The sequence below is a fragment of the Actinomadura luteofluorescens genome, from assembly GCF_013409365.1.
Classification (GTDB): domain Bacteria; phylum Actinomycetota; class Actinomycetes; order Streptosporangiales; family Streptosporangiaceae; genus Spirillospora; species Spirillospora luteofluorescens.
In genome coordinates this window covers 3,017,627-3,032,464 of the sequence record NZ_JACCBA010000001.1, presented here as the reverse complement: position 1 = coordinate 3,032,464, position 14,838 = coordinate 3,017,627, and the positions used below count along the sequence as shown (strand labels likewise).

The following is a 14,838-nucleotide window of genomic DNA, read 5'->3' as shown; positions in this document are numbered from 1 at the left end:
CTCACTCTCCCCGATCGCGGCCCGCCCCGAGCCGGCGCGATCCCCTGGCGCAGGGGCGTAGGCTCGGCCTCCGAGTGTAAGGTTCGTATCCTCTTGCCGGTCGGAAACGGATGACTCCGGTCAACCTCCGGTCAACCGGACGGGGTTCCGGAAGGTAGGGGAGGCGAGTTTGGTCACGACCGCGCCGCGGCGCCCGGCCGCGCCGCCCCGGCCGGGCAGGTCGGGTTCGCGGCGGCGGTTCGCCGGGTCCGGGCCGCGCGAGGAGACCCCCGAGGAGTCGGACCGCAAGGATCTGCCGGCCTGGCCGCTGAGCCTGCTGTTCGTCGGCTTCCCGGTCTGGTGGCTGCTCGGCCTCGGTGCGTTCGCGGCGCCGATCGCGGCGTCGGTGATGGCGCTGCACCTGATGCTGCGCGGCGGGACGCGCGCACCCCGGCGGTTCGGGCTCTGGGCGCTCTTCCTGGTCTGGGTGATCGCGTCCGGAACCCAGATCGACAGCTTCGGGCGCGGTGTCGGCTTCATCTTCACCTTCATGAACTACGCGGCCGCGACCGTCGTGTTCGTCTACGCCTACAACTGCTCCGTGAAGCGGCTGCCGATCCGCCGCGCGCTCGGGATGGTGGTCGTCTTCTGGGTGTGGGTGGTGATCGGCGGCTTCCTCGGCGTGCTGATGCCGAAGACGGGGCTGACCACCCCGTTCGAGCGGATCCTGCCCGGCGCCATCGGGGGCAACGAGTACGTCCACGACCTCGTGCACCCGCAGTTCGCCGAGATCCAGCAGCCCTGGGGCGCGCCCGCCCCCTACAACCGGCCCCGCGCGCCCTTTCCGTACACCAACGCCTGGGGCGCGCACTACGCCCTGCTGTTCCCCTTCGTCATCCTTTACGTGACACAGGCACGGTTCCTCCTGCGGCTGGCGCTCATCGGCCTGATGGCGGCCTCGCTCGTCCCGGCCTTCGCGACGCTGAACCGCGGGATGTTCCTGGCGATCGTGGTCGGCGTCCTCTACACGGCGCTCCGCTACCTCGGACGCGGGCACGCCCGGTGGCCGGCGATGGTCATCGCGCTCATGGTGGTCGGCGGCATCGCGGCGCTCCTGTCCGGCGTCGGCTCGGGGATCGACAGCCGCACGGAGTACAGCTCGACCACCAACGACCGCCTCGGCCTCTACGGCGAGGCGTTCGTGCGGACGCTCGACTCGCCGGTGCTCGGGTACGGCGCCCCGCGACCGTCCGAGACCTACGTGGTGTCAGTGGGGACCCAGGGCGAGTTCTGGCACCTCATGTTCTCCTACGGCTTTCCGGGGCTGGTGTTCTTCTGCGGCTGGCTGTGGCTGCTCTCGATGCGCACCCGGAGGGTCACGCCCGACTCCCTGCTGTGGCTCCACGCGGTGGTGGTGATGGCATCGTTCATGCTCTTCTACTACAGCCTCGACCAGACCGAACTGATCCTGGTCTTCGTGGCGGGTGCGCTGATCCTGCGCGGATCGGCCGAAGGAAAGGCGGGAGGCGCGGATGACCGCGGCGTTGCCGCAGGCTGACCAGGGGACCGGCGGGGGCGGGCGGCGGCACGGCCGCGACCTGCGTGAGTTCGCCCGCGGCGGGGCGATCGGCCTGGTCAGCTCAGTGATCGCGGCGGCCTCGGGGTTCCTGCTCACCGTCGTCGTCGCCCGGACGCTGGGCGTCGCCGAGGCGGGCGTGTTCTTCGTGGTCGTGGCGCTGTTCACGATCGTCGCCGAGATCGCCGAGCTGGGCGCCGACACCGGGCTGGTGCGGACGACGGCGCGGCTGCGCGCCCTCGGCCGGGTGGACGAGCTGCGCCGGCTCATGATCGTCTCGCACGTGCCCGTGGTGGTCGTCGGCGTGCTGTGCTCGGTGGGCGCCTACCTGGCGGCACCCTGGATCGCCGACCGCTTCGTCGACCCGGCGGACGCCGGCACGGCCGTGACGCTGCTGCGGATCTCCGCGCCGTTCCTCGGGCTCATGGCCCTGACCCGGGTGGCGCTCGGCGGCACCCGCGGGCTCGGGAGCGTCACCGCCTACTCGCTCATCAACAACGTCCTCCTGCCCGGCGCCCGCCCGCTGCTGGTCGGCCTGGTGTTCGTGCTCGGCCTGGGGGCCGCCGGAGTCATGGTCGCCTGGACGGCGCCGATCGCGGCGTCGTTCGTCGCGGCCGTCCTGGTGCTGTGGCGGATGGTGCCCCGTGCCGAGGCCGGCCACCGGCCGGGCGACGCGACGGCCGGGGCCGCGACGGGCGAGGCCGGGACGCGGCGCGGGTCGACGGGACGGGAGTTCTGGGCGTTCTCCGGCCCCCGCGGCGTCGCCGCCGCGGTCGAGATCGCCCTCGTGTGGGCCAACGTCCCGCTGGTCGCGATGCTGGTGTCCAGCGAGGAGGCGGGCGTCTACGCCACCGCCAACCGGTTCGTCAGCACCGGCACGCTGGTACTCCAGGCCGCCCGCATCGCGATCGCGCCGCAGGTCGCCGCGATGCTCGCGCGGGACGAGCGCGACCGGGCCGGGCACCTGAACTCGCTGGCCACCCGGTGGGTCGTCCTCGCGTCCTGGCCGATCTACCTGGTGCTGGCCAGTTTCGGCCCGTTCCTGCTGGCGCTGTTCGGCGAGGGGTTCACGGGCGGCGCCGTCACGCTGGCGGTGCTCGCGGGCGCGATGCTGCTCGCACTCGGCGCCGGCAACGTGCAGACGGTGCTGCTCATGGGGGGCAAGAGCTCCTGGAGCCTGGCCAACAAGTCGGTCGCCCTGGCGGTGAACATCGTGCTGACCCTGCTGCTCGTCCCGCCGTTCGGCATCGCGGGAGCGGCGGCGGCCTGGGCGGTGGCGATGCTGATCGACACGGTCGCGGCCGCGCTGCAGGTCCGCTACCTGCTCGGGCTGCGGCTGGACGTGCGGCGCGTCGCCGTGACCGGGCTGTGGGCGCTGGCGTGGTTCGGCCTGACCGGGGTCGCCCTGCGGACCGTGCTCGGGACCTCGGCGCCGGTCTTCGTCCTCTACGCCGTCGTCGCCTGCGCCGGATACGCCGCTACGCTGTGGCGTCTGCGGCACTCGCTGGGGGGTGCCGAGTTCCTCGGCGCGGTCCGCAACCGCGGCGCCCGACAGGGGGAGAGTGCATGACCAGGGGTCTGGTTTCCGGTCTGAAGGATCGTTCGCCGCGGGCCTTCAAGGACATGGCCAATTCCGTCACCCGGACGTACGGCATGCGGACGGCGGATCAACGCCATCTTCCCGACTTCATGGTGATCGGCACTAAACGGGGCGGAACGACGTCGCTGTGGAACTACTTGATCCAGCATCCGCTGGTCATGCCGATGTTCCCGGCGTCGCGCGGGCTGAAAAGCCCCTGGTACTTCTACGTGAACTATGCCAAGGGCGATGTCTGGTACCGATCCCATTTCGCCACCGAGGGCGAACTCGACCGGCTCGAACAGAAGGCGGGTAGCCGCCCGCTGACCGGCGAGGCGTGCCCTTACTACATGTACTATCCGCTCGCCGCCGAGCGGATCCACGAGCGGATGCCGGACCTCAAGGTCGTCGTCGTGCTGCGCGATCCGGTGAAGCGCGCCTACTCCCACTACTGGGAGGCCGTCGGCAAGGGCGTGGAGGACCTCGGGTTCGAGGAGGCGCTCGCCGCCGAGCCCGAGCGGCTGCGCGGCGAGGTCGAGCGGATGCGCGCCGAGCCGCTGTACTACAGCGAGGCGCACGACTTCCACAGCTACCGCGACCGCGGCGTCTACCTGCCGCAGCTGGAGCAGTGGCGGGAGTACTACCCGCGCGAGAACTTCCTGATCATGTCCGCGGAGGAGATGTACGCCGACGAGCAGGCCGCGCTCGACCGCGCCTGCGGCTTCCTCGGGCTGCCCCCGCACCGGCTGCGGAGCGCCGAGCGGCACAACCATCTGCCCGCGCCGCCGATGGACGCCGCGGTCAAGCAGGAGCTCACCGAGTTCTACCGGCCGCACAATCGAGAGCTGTTCGAGTGGCTCGGCGTCGATTTCGGCTGGCCGAGCTGAGCGGGCGCGACGCTCGAACCCGCGGCGTGGTTTACAGTTGTGGCGCGGATTTTTTCCCGCCTTCTGGAACGCGCTAGGACCTTGTTCACATTACTATTCCAGGATTCTGGATTTCGTTGACCGGTAGTCTCCACCTGCACTAACGTTGCGTCATTCTCATGCGTGGCGCCCGGAGCGGCAGTGGAAACACCTGCTCAGCGCCATCCCCTCCGTCGAATCCCCCGGGGGAGTACATGCCAGATCGATTGCGTTTCCTGCGCGGTGTCCGGTACCGCAGGAGCGTCGTGACCATAGCGGCCACCGCGGCGCTGTTGACCGGCACGGTCGTCGCGACCGTGTCCGCGCAGGGCGGCGACCGGTCGGCGTCGCTCAGCGCGGCGGCCGTGCAGCGGGACGGAAAGACCTCCGCCCGGGCCGCGGCCTCCTGCTGGGCCATCAAGCAGCAGTTCCCCTCCAGCACTGACGGGATCTACTGGCTGCAGACGCCGAAGCTCATCGCGCCCGACCAGTTCTACTGCGACATGACCACCGACGGCGGCGGCTGGGTGCTCGTCGGCCGCGGCCGGCAGGGCTGGAACTTCGCCTTCCCCGGCCAGAACGGCGCCGCGTCGGTGCGCAACAGCCCGACCGGCACGGCCGCGTTCACCCCCGCCACCCTGCCCGCGAAGACCATCGACGGGCTGCTGAACGGCCACACGGTCGACGACCTGCCCGACGGGGTGCGGATCCGGCGCGCGACCGACGCCGGCGGCACCAAGTGGCAGAACATGCTGTGGAAGTTCCAGAAGGCCGCGCCGTGGTCCTGGACGTTCGACGCCGACCCGTCGCACCCGCTGTCGTCCGTCTCCTTCGACGGCACCGACTACAGCGGGGGCAACACCAGGCAGGTCACCAAGGACAGCCTGCTCAGGCCGACCCACGGGTTCTACACCTTCGAGACCAAGCAGAACAGCTGGCAGCGGGGCTTCTCCTACCGGTCGTACGTCACGGCCGGCGACAACAGCCCGACCAGCTACCTGTGGCGGTCCGGCGTCTCGGGCGGCAACACCATCCCGTTCGCCCAGGTGTGGATCCGGCCGAAGCTGACCGACCTGCAGTACCCGGCCGTCCCCGACTCGGGCACGCCGTCCGCCAGCGAGAAGCCGCTGATGAGCAACAAGACCTCCGGCGGCGCCTGGGGCGTCACGGGTGTCGTGAGCGGCGGGACCGGCGAGGCGCACCTCGAGGTGCAGGGCATGGCCGTGTCCGGCAACACCATGTACGTCGGCGGTGAGTTCAAGTACGTCCAGAAGGGCGCGTCGCCCGCCTCCGGTGAGAAGGTCGAGCAGTCGTACCTGGCCGCCTTCGACACCGCGACGGGCGAGTGGAAGTCCTCGTTCCGGCCGAAGCTGAACGGCGGCGTCTGGGACCTGCAGGTCGCCGGGGGCAAGCTGATCGTCGCCGGTGAGTTCACCAAGGCCAACGACGCGGCCAACACCACCGGCCTGGTGGCGCTCGACCTCGCGACGGGCAAGAACGCCGCCGGATGGCAGGCCAACGTCACCAACTCCACGGGCGGCGCCGCCATGGCCCGCGCGCTGGACCTGCAGGGCGACTGGCTGTACGTGGGCGGCAACTTCACCCGGATCGCGGGCGGCAACCCGATCGGCTCTCCGATCTCCGTGGGACGCGCGGCGCGCGTCCGCGTCTCCGACGGCAAGCCCGACGGGACGTGGAAGCCGGCCTTCAACGGCTCGGTGATGGAGCTGGACGCGAACCCCACCGGTGACCGGGTCTACTACTCGGGCTACTTCACCAGCGTGAACTCCAAGCCCGCGCGGAAGATCGCGGTGATCGGCACGGCCGCTCCGGCGGTCCAGGTCGCCGGGCTGGACGACCAGAACTGGCACCCGAGCACGCCGACGGTCGACAAGCAGTACCAGCAGATCATCCGCGAGTTCGGCGACAAGGTCTGGGTGGGCGGCTCCGAGCACGTCCTCAGCGCCTACACCAAGAGCAAGTTCGAGCGGCTCCACACCGTCATCGCCAAGACCGGAGGCGACTTCCAGGCCGCGGTGGAGATCAACGGCATCGTCTACGCGAGCTGCCACTGCTACAACTTCCTCTACCACGACGGCGACGCCTGGCCGACGCCGACCACCTGGTCGCAGATCCAGTCCATCAACGCGGTCGGCGCGTTCGACGGCAAGACCGCCGAGCCGGTGTCGGACTTCCTGCCGAGCATCGCCACCCGCGCCGGCAACGGGCCGTGGGAGATGACCAAGGACGCTCAGGGCTGCATGTGGATCGGCGGCGACATCAACCGCGGATCCTGGCTGAGCACCGGCTATCAATGGGCCGGCGGATTCACGCGCGTGTGCCAGCAGGACGCGACGCCGCCCGCGAAACCGACGGACCTCAAGGTGGCCTCCGACGGCGGCGGGGTGAAGGTCTCGTGGAAGGCGCCCGCGGAGAACGAGGGCGTCAAGTACGAGGTCATCCGTGACGACCGGGTCATCGGCGTCACGGCGGGCTGGCACCTCGACGTCACCGAGCCCGGTGGCAACTACTGGGTGCGGGCCATCGACGCGGGGGGCAACCGCTCCGCTTCGACGGCGGTCGCGTCACCCTGACCGGCAGACCGGACCGTGATCGGGCCCGGGTTCGGCGCAAGCCGAGCCCGGGCCCGCTCCGTTTCCGGGTTACTGTCCGAAGGGCGCGGCCCAGGCAGGGGACAGAGGGCGCTAGGGGGCTGTCTCGAAGTGGCCTCAGCGACGCACGCGAACGCGTGAGCTGCCCGGTGCAGCGAAGCCGGAGGCGAGCGAAACCGGGCAGATCGCGAAGCGATGCCGCGTTCGCCCAGGCTCGGTCACGTAGCGAGCCGCAAGGCGAGCGAAGTGGGCCGGGACTTTGAAACACAGCCGCAAGGCGAGCGAAGTGGGCCGGGACTGAATCAACACAGCCGCCAGCGTGCGAGGACGTCGAGCATCGCGGGGAACAGGGCGGGGTTCCAGCCTCCGCCGCCGAGCTTGAGCCGGTGCGTGCGCGCGAACATCTCCAGCAGGTAGAGGCGCGCCATCAGCTCGCGGGCCTCCGCCGCCACGCCGAACGCCTCCAGCTCGTCCCGGGCGGCGCTCTCGACGGCGGCGACGGCCGCGTCCAGCGGGGCGCCGCGCAGCACGAGGGCGACCTGGAAGCGCCAGTGCAGCAGGTCGAGGCCGACCGGCGCGCCCGTGGCGCTGTGCTCCCAGTCCCACACGTGCAGGTCGCCGGCGTGGTGGCCGACGTTCCACGGGACCCAGTCGCCGTGCCAGCGGCCGATGCGCAGCTTCGACTCCCCGTGCCGGTCGGCGAGACCGTCCATGACGGCGCTCATGGCCTCGGCGAGGCGGGGCTCGTCGCCCATGGCGGCGACGCCGTCGCGCAGCCGCCGCCAGAACGCCGTGTCGGTGAGGCTCTCCCAGCCCGAGGACGCGCTGTCGGCGACGGCGAGGGTGAACCCCGGCTCGGGTGGGCTGTCGGGGTCGGCATGGCCGCTCACGCGGGCCGGTAGCGGCGCCGTCACCGTGATGAGCAGGTCGCGCCACGGGCCGTGGTGCAGGAGCGCGGGGACGTGGGGGCGCGGCCCGCCCGTCCCGGGACCGGACGCGGCCAGCGCGGCACCGACGGCCTCCACGGCCGCCGCCTCGGTCGCGGCCATCTCCTTGGTGGCGGGACTCCAGCCGATCTTCGCGTAGCCGAGGGGTGCGCCGTCGCCCGAGAAGACCTGGAGGGTCGGCTTGCCGTTGGGGTCGAGGGGGCGCACGCCCAGCCCGAAGACGATCCGCGGGACGTCCAGCACCCGGCGCAGGTGCTCGCCGAGCAGGTGGTCGGCGGCCTGTCCGGCGGGGATGTCCGAGCGCAGGCCGACGGTCAGCCGGTGCCGCAGCAGGCGCTGGGCGAGTCCCGTGCGGAACCCGGCGCCGAGCACCCGCCGGGTCGCCCGCACCTGCCCGGAGCGCAGCCGGTTGTAGCAGGTCAGGGTTGCCGCCGCGGCGGCGTGGCCGGCGATCGGAACGAGGAACCGCGCGTTGGCGGGGCTCGGTACGACCGCGTAGCTCTCCATGGGGCGGTAGCCGGCGGGAAGGTCGCCGAGGGTCGCCAGGACCGGCGTGTTCGGGCCGGACTCGCCCCACAGCCGGACGATGAGCTCGCGCAGTGGCTCGGACGTGGGCACGACGACTCCTGTGCGATCCGGTCGGGGGTTCCGCGCGAGTCTACCGGCCCGCCGGTGGCGGCATCCGCCGCTCGCCCGCGAAGCGCGGTCACGGCGCCGTTGCCGGATGTGGCCGCCCCGACCGAGATGCCGGGAAGTGGCCAAGGGCCCGAGCCGGATGGCATAAGGTTCCTTGACCCCTGGTACCGCTTCTACCGGGTCAGCTGATCGTGAGAAGTGGGGGATTCCCAGATGCTGTTTTCACGGCGCACCATGGCGGCCTGCCTTGTGACGGCCGTTCTGCTGCCCGCCGCGTCCGCGTGCGGCGGCGGGGGCGACGGCAAGTCCGCCGGACCCGAGCCCAGCGACCCGAGCGCCCCCGCTTCCGCGGGCGCCTCCGACCAGCCGGCCGGGGGCGAGAGCGACAAGTCGAAGGGCGGCGCCAAGCCGCCGGCGAAACCGACTCCGGTCTCGCAGACGCGTCCCTACCTCTACCCGCCCAAGGTGGGGGGCTCCGGGGCCGTGTGCGGCACCGCCCAGAACAACCAGGCGGCGCAGTACGGCCTGAAGGTCATGCGCGGCAAGGCGTCCTGCTCGCAGGTGCGCACCGTCTTCACCACCTACTTCGGCTACATCGCCGAGGTCGAGGTCCGCGGTTACGGCTACGACGGCAAGCCGCTCACCTCGGCCGGCTGGACCTGCCGGCCGCACGTCAAGGGCGACGTGACGCTGCGGTCGATCGACTGCGCGAAGGGCGGCGCGCTCGTGAACGCCTCCCTGCTGCCCAGCTGAGGCAACGCACGGCCCGGGGGCCCGGCCGGTGACGGCCGGGCCCCCGGCGGCGTCAGATGCCGCGCCCCCGGCGGTGCAGGAACCGGACGATCCGGTCGGCCTTGATCAGTCGGCAGGCCACGGCGACGGTCAGGTAGGCGCGCGGCTCCCGCCAGTTCGCCCGGACGGTGCGGCGGGCCCACCGCAGCGCCGACCGGCGGCGTCCCGACGCGGCCTCCGCGAACGCGACCTGCCCCGCGATGCGGCCGTAACCGGCCGGTGCCAGGCGGAACTCGGGGAACCGCTCCAGCAGCCACGCCAGGGCGTCGGCGATGACGCGCCAGCGCTGCGCGAAGTAGGACTGCTTGTGCCACAGGACCTCGACGTGCACCTCGGGCACGTTGACGATCGCGTGGTCGCGGGCCGCGCGCAGCAGGAACTCGTAGTCCTCGCCGTGGCTTCCCGGCACCTCCTCGCTCACCAGGCCGATCCGATCGACCAGCGCGTCCCTGCGGAGCAGGAACGTCGAGGGGTGCAACTCGGTGAGGCGGGAGTACAGCAGGTCGGTGAAGGTGACTTCGCGGCGGTCGAGGGCCCGGTCGACCTTCGTGTCGTCGTACAGGACGCGGATGCCGCAGCAGGCGAGGCCGGCGTCCGGCGCCGTCCGCAGGGCCGCGACCTGCGCGGTCAGCTTGCCGGGCAGCCACCGGTCGTCGTCGTCACAGAACGCGACGAGGTCGCCGCCGGCGGCGAGGATGCCGGAGTTGCGGGCGCCGGCGAGGCCCTGCGACCGGGTGTTGACCATGACCGAGACCCGGCGGCCGGGCTTGTCGACGGCGACGGTGTCGTCGGGCTCGCTCTGGTCGTGTACGACGAGGCAGTCGACGTCGCCCGGGTAGTCCTGGGCGAGGATCGATTCGAGCGCGACGCGCAGCAGCTCGGGGCGGTTGCGGGTGGCGATGACGACGGTGACGCTCGGGTACTCCTCCGGCTCCCCGGCCGCGGGGGCCGGAGCCCGCGCCGGGAGCGCGGACGTCCCGCCGCGCACGGTCATGAGCGTGTCGATCAGCGAACCGGTCCGCCGGACCGCGGCGGCCTGCGCCGCCCCCGAGTCTCCCTCCGCGAGGCGGAAGGCGTCAGGCTCGTCGAGCAGCCGGTCGAGCCGCGCGCGCAGGTCCTTCTCGTCCGCGCAGGAGGCGACGAGGCCCTTCTCCTCGATCCGCCGCAGGAAGTCGATCTGGTGGCCGTCGACGATCTCGTCGAAGGCCGGGTCGCGCGGCACGATGACCGGCAACCGGCCGAGGCGGCGCGCCTCGCCGATCGTCGAGGCGCCCGCGTGGGTCACGACGGCGGTCGCCCGTTCCATCAGTTCCAGCAGCTCGACGTGGTCGAGGAAGTCGCGCGGCTCGGCGTGCTCGGGGGCGCGGGAGGCGCCGTGCTGGACGACGCAGCGGACGCGGCCCCGCCCCGTCTCGGCGTACCAGCGGTCCACCCATTCGATCAGCCGGTCGAAGCGGTGGTAGTCGGTGCCGACGGTCACGAGCACCAGCGGAAGGTCGCTCACAGCAGGTTCCCCACAACGACGGAGTTCGAGTAGAAGCGGCGCTGCTCCTCCCACTGGACCAGGAACAGCGACGCGAACGGACGGCAGAGCCGTCCGGTCAGCGTAGGCGAGTCGATGCGGTCGTACACCTCGATGTAGACGGCCGGGATCCGCATCAGCTTGGCGAGGACGAAGAAGGGCAACGCGACGCCCGCGCCCGTGGAGACGACGACGTCGGGCCGCGTCCGCCGCAGCAGCCGCCAGGCGAGCCGGGTGTTGCGGAGCAGGTTCGGGATGTTGCGGGTGGTGGGCTGGTGCGCCCACGACACCTGCTCACCGGTCAGCAGGGACTCCGCGTGGCGCGACTCGAACGTCACCCAGGAGCGCTCGTGCGACCGCCACCAGGGTTCGAGCGCGAGGAGCTGGGTCAGATGGCCGCCCGCCGACCCGATCAGCAGGACGTGTTTTCCGGTTGGGGGCACTGGACTCCTTCGAAGGTGCGAGCGGAACTGCGCGCGGGGCGGTCGCCCGGGGCCGGCGCCGCCGGGGCGGGGCGGAGCCGGGAGGGGGACGGGCGGTGCCCGGTCGTTCAGTCCGTCGCGGTGCGCTTCAAAGAGCCGTGCGGAGCGTCGGCGCGGGCGGGCCGCACGCCGAGGACGCCGACGGTGTCATGCGGCCATCGTGGGTCCACGTTCGCTCTGCTCTCCTGAGGCACCGGCGACGCCGGGGGAAACGACCGGAGAGGGCAGCGTATCCCGGCGCGGCGCGGTCCGTTGGCGAAGGACGAGCCAGGCGGCGACCGTGGCGGCGGTGAGGACGACCATGATCCAGGCGAGCGGGGCGGGCGCGACGCCGAACATCTTCAGCGAGGAGGCGACCAGCACGAGGGCCAGCACCCGCCGGATCAGGGCGCTCGGGGCCCGGGAGGAGATCTTGGAGCCGAGGTAGACGCCGGGGACGGACCCGGCGAGCAGCGCGGCGGTGACCTCCATGCGGAAGTCGCCGAACAGCAGGTGGCCGATGGCGGCCGCGAAGACCAGCGGGACGGCCTGGAGCAGGTCGGTGCCGACGAGCTGGTTGGCCTTGAGCGCCGGGTAGAGGGCGAGCAGCGCGACGATGATGAGGGAGCCGGAGCCGACCGAGGTGATGCCGACGACGAGGCCGCCGACGACGCCGATCAGCACGGTCGGGACGGGCCGGACCATGATCTCGGGGGTGCGGTCGCCGTCCGCGGCGGGTCCGCCGCGTCCCCGGTGGGCGAGGTAGCCGCGCAGCACCAGGCCCACGGCCGCGATCATCAGGGCGGCGCCCATCGCCTTGCCGATGACGTTCTCGACGGAGTGGCCGTGGCCGAGCGCGCGGGCCAGCAGGACGCCGGAGAACGCGGCGGGCACCGAGCCGGCGCACAGCCAGCCCACCAGCCGCATGTTGATCGTGCCCTGCCGGTAGTGGACGGCGCTGCCCACCGGTTTCATCACGGCGGCGGCGACCAGGTCGCTGGACACGGCGGCGAGCGGGCTCACTCCGAAGAAGGTCACGAGCATCGGCGTCATCAGGGCGCCGCCGCCCATGCCGGTCAGCCCCACGATGATGGCGACGAGGAACGAGCCGAGCGCCATCGTCCAATCGAAGTCCATCGGCATGACCTACCTGTCATGTAGGAATTATGGTTAACACGATAGGTGATGCCCTCCGGATCAGGAAATACCGGGTAGGGAGGGGCGAATGGGACGGGGGAGGCTACTCCGCCCGCACCCAGCCGCCGCCGACCAGCAGATCGAGGACCTGGGCGACCGCCTCGTCCGGTGACAGCCGCGCGGTGTCGAGCGTCAGGTCGGCGTCGTCCGGCTCCTCGTAGGGGTCGGAGATGCCGGTGAACTCGGGGATCTGCCCGGCGCGGGCCTTGGCGTACAGGCCCTTGCGGTCGCGCCGCTCGCACTCCTCCAGCGGCGTCGCCACGTGCACGAGGATGAAGTCGCCCACGGCGGACACCATCCGCCGCACCTCGGCGCGGGTGGCCGCGTAGGGGGCGATCGGCGCGCAGATCGCGGTGCCGCCGTGCCGGGTGATCTCGGCGGCGACGAAGCCGATGCGGCGGATGTTGAGGTCGCGGTCGGCGCGGGAGAACGTCAGGCCCGCCGACAGCATCCGCCGGACGACGTCGCCGTCCAGCAGCGTGACCGTCCGGCCGCCGCGCTCCACCAGCGCGTCGGCCAGGCCGCGCGCGACCGTGGACTTCCCGGAGCCGGACAGGCCGGTGAAGAACACCGTGATGCCGCGCGAGCGCTTCGGGGGGCGCGCCAGCGCCAGCTCGGCGGCGACGGCGGGCGGGGTGAACCAGTCGGGGACGGGCTCGCCCGCGTCCAGCAGCTCGTTCAGCCGCTCGGGGGTCAGCTCCGCCTGGACGTGGTCGGGCTCGATGCGCGCGACGGGCCGCCAGACCTCCACGTCGGCGTCGTAGGCCCACGGCTCCGGGACGACGAGCGGGACGGCGGTGCCGGCCATCTCCCGCTCGGCGAGCAGGTGGGTGGCCCCGTAGGCGGCGGCGACGTGCGCGCGGAGCAGGACGTCGCGCTCCTGGTCGCCGCGCGCCGGCAGGGGCACGGGGATGATCTGGGCGCCGTCCGGCAGCTCCTTGCGCACGCCGAGCAGCGCCCGGACGAGGGACTCGTCGTGCTCGCCGCCCAGCAGCGGCAGGACGAGGACCTTCGCGGCGAGCCGCTCGGCGACCTGGCGGAGCTGGCCGAGCTGCTTGCGGTGCAGGGGCTCGCGGGTGGCCACCGCGAGCACGGCGCCCTCGAACGCGTCGAGCTCGTCCGGGCGGCGGCGCAGGCGGTGGAACGGTCCGTGCGCGGGGGCGCGGAGGGCCTCCAGCGGCCCGGCGAGCCGCAACCCCTGGGTCGTCGGGTCCTGCCACGCCTCGCCGACCCGCAGCACCGCGAGCGGCACGCCCTCGGGGTCCTGCAGGACGATCCGCTCGTGGCCGGTCAGCTCCTTGGGGACCGAGAGCGTGACCGGGACCGGCCACGGGGTGCCGTCCGCGAGCCGTCCTCCGGCGATCACCATGGCGGTGTCGAACGAGCCGAGGAAGCCCGTCAGCGGGCGGTACACCCCCGCGAGGACGAGTTCGAGGTCGGCGAGCTCGACCGGGTCCGGGGTCCAGGCGGGCAGGTCGCGCAGCGTGTCGGGAAGGCCGGCTTCGGCGGTCACCGCGATCTCCGATCCCGCCCGGCGAGACGGCCGGGCTCGTCCGTGGCGAGCAGGGTTTTCGCAGGAAAAATACTGCCCCGGCCTGGCCGCGCGCACGTCCGCCCCCGCGCGGACGGCCCGCCGCCCCCGTTCAGATGACCCGCGCGAAGCGGTTCTCGGGCTTGCGGATGACGAAGGTGACCTCGCTGTGGTCCGCGGTGAGGCGCCCCCGGGTGACCGCCGACACCAGCCGGCAGAGCAGGTCGGCGAGGCCGGTTCCGGCCCCGAGGGCTTCCAGCGCCTGCCGCGAGGTGTACTCCTCGGCGACGACCAGCCCGCGCATGACGCAGTACCAGCGCAGGCCCGACCGGGACGCGACCCGGTCGTAGATCGCCGGGGGCGGGCTCGTCCGGACGACCGGCACCGGCCGGGGCGCGGCGGGCGGGGCCTCGCCCGCCGGGGCCTGCCCGGTGCCCAGGGGCGCGATACCGGCCGCCCCGCCCTCGCCCGCCGGGTGCGGGACGCGGGCGTGGGCGCCGCGGGCGCGCCGCGGGCGGTCGGCGGCCGGGGCTCGCCCCGGGCGGAGGCGGCGCCGGCCGGACGCGCGCAGCCAGCCGGGGAGCGTGCGGTCCAGGAACCCGAACGCGGTGTCGCGGTCGCGCAGGTGCACCAGCAGCAGCCCACCGGGTTTCAGCGCGGCGACGAACCGGTCGAGCACCAGCTCGGCGTGCGGGACGCGCTCGATCAGGTACGAGGCGTGGACGATGTCGAAGGCGCGCGGCGGCAGCGGGACGGTGCGCAGGTCGCCGAGGTGCCAGGCGTCGAGGTCGGGCCGCTCGCAGGTGTAGGCGCGCAGCTCCGGGGACTCCAGGTCGACCCCCGTGACGTCGCGGTCGCGGTCGCCGAGGTCGAGGCCCGTTCCCCAGCCGCAGCCCGCTTCGAGGACGTGGATCCGCTGCAGGGGCTTCTCTAGGGCGTACTGGCGGGCGCGTTCTGAGAAGAGATCGCCGCCGTTGACCGGCGACGTACGCAGATCGGTCACAATCTCGCAGCGTAATCGCCTGGCTGCGCTCCGTCCGCTATTTGCCTTTTCTTGGCGCCGGCCGTGTCGCCGTCCGTGCCGGTCAGGGCACGGACGGC

11 protein-coding genes are annotated in these 14,838 nt (G+C 72.5%); 5 read left to right on the top strand and 6 right to left on the bottom strand.

Features of this window, described 5'->3' with window-relative positions:
• Positions 1-169: 169 nt before the first annotated feature.
• From BJY14_RS13940 to BJY14_RS13925, 4 genes are all read left to right on the top strand, one after another.
• Positions 170-1,537, top strand: a complete 1,368-nt coding sequence (locus tag BJY14_RS13940) for an O-antigen ligase family protein (protein WP_179844010.1) — start codon at positions 170-172, stop codon at positions 1,535-1,537.
• Positions 1,512-3,125: an MATE family efflux transporter gene (locus BJY14_RS13935; RefSeq protein WP_179844009.1), complete on the top strand. Its 1,614-nt coding sequence runs from the start codon at positions 1,512-1,514 to the stop codon at positions 3,123-3,125. The genes BJY14_RS13940 and BJY14_RS13935 overlap by 26 nt, the downstream gene beginning before the upstream one ends.
• Positions 3,122-4,021, top strand: coding sequence for a sulfotransferase domain-containing protein (locus tag BJY14_RS13930; RefSeq protein ID WP_218905353.1), 900 nt, complete (start codon positions 3,122-3,124; stop codon positions 4,019-4,021). The genes BJY14_RS13935 and BJY14_RS13930 overlap by 4 nt, the downstream gene beginning before the upstream one ends.
• A 284-nt stretch (positions 4,022-4,305) precedes the next feature.
• On the top strand, positions 4,306-6,633 hold the full coding sequence (locus tag BJY14_RS13925; protein ID WP_179844008.1) for a fibrinogen-like YCDxxxxGGGW domain-containing protein: 2,328 nt from the start codon (positions 4,306-4,308) through the stop codon (positions 6,631-6,633).
• A 320-nt stretch (positions 6,634-6,953) separates the two neighbouring features.
• On the opposite strand, the gene BJY14_RS13920 is transcribed toward BJY14_RS13925, so the two are convergent.
• Positions 6,954-8,216, bottom strand: coding sequence for a hypothetical protein (locus BJY14_RS13920; RefSeq protein ID WP_179844007.1), 1,263 nt, complete (start codon positions 8,214-8,216; stop codon positions 6,954-6,956).
• A gap of 231 nt (positions 8,217-8,447) precedes the next feature.
• On the opposite strand from BJY14_RS13920, the gene BJY14_RS13915 reads away from it, so the two are divergent.
• Entirely contained in the window at positions 8,448-8,987 is a 540-nt protein-coding gene (locus tag BJY14_RS13915) for a hypothetical protein (RefSeq protein WP_179844006.1), read from the top strand.
• Between the two features lie 52 nt (positions 8,988-9,039).
• Here BJY14_RS13915 and BJY14_RS13910 read toward each other — a convergent pair whose 3' ends face one another.
• The 5 genes from BJY14_RS13910 to BJY14_RS45165 form a co-directional block, all read right to left on the bottom strand.
• On the bottom strand, positions 9,040-10,530 hold the full coding sequence (locus BJY14_RS13910) for a glycosyltransferase (protein ID WP_179844005.1): 1,491 nt from the start codon (positions 10,528-10,530) through the stop codon (positions 9,040-9,042).
• Positions 10,527-10,991 carry a PssD/Cps14F family polysaccharide biosynthesis glycosyltransferase gene (pssD, locus tag BJY14_RS13905; protein WP_258941099.1) on the bottom strand — a complete coding sequence of 155 codons (465 nt, stop codon included), beginning with the start codon at positions 10,989-10,991 and terminating at the stop codon, positions 10,527-10,529. Before pssD ends, BJY14_RS13910 begins: the two co-directional genes overlap by 4 nt.
• Before the next feature lie 186 nt (positions 10,992-11,177).
• Complete coding sequence (locus BJY14_RS13900) at positions 11,178-12,146, bottom strand: sulfite exporter TauE/SafE family protein (protein ID WP_179844004.1); 969 nt, start codon at positions 12,144-12,146, stop codon at positions 11,178-11,180.
• 103 nt (positions 12,147-12,249) lie between these two features.
• Positions 12,250-13,719: an adenylyl-sulfate kinase gene (gene cysC, locus BJY14_RS13895; protein ID WP_179844003.1), complete on the bottom strand. Its 1,470-nt coding sequence runs from the start codon at positions 13,717-13,719 to the stop codon at positions 12,250-12,252.
• 130 nt (positions 13,720-13,849) lie between these two features.
• The gene (locus BJY14_RS45165) at positions 13,850-14,740 is read right to left on the bottom strand and encodes a methyltransferase domain-containing protein (RefSeq protein WP_312879201.1); all 891 of its coding nucleotides are present in this window, start codon (positions 14,738-14,740) and stop codon (positions 13,850-13,852) included.
• Positions 14,741-14,838: the final 98 nt, after the last annotated feature.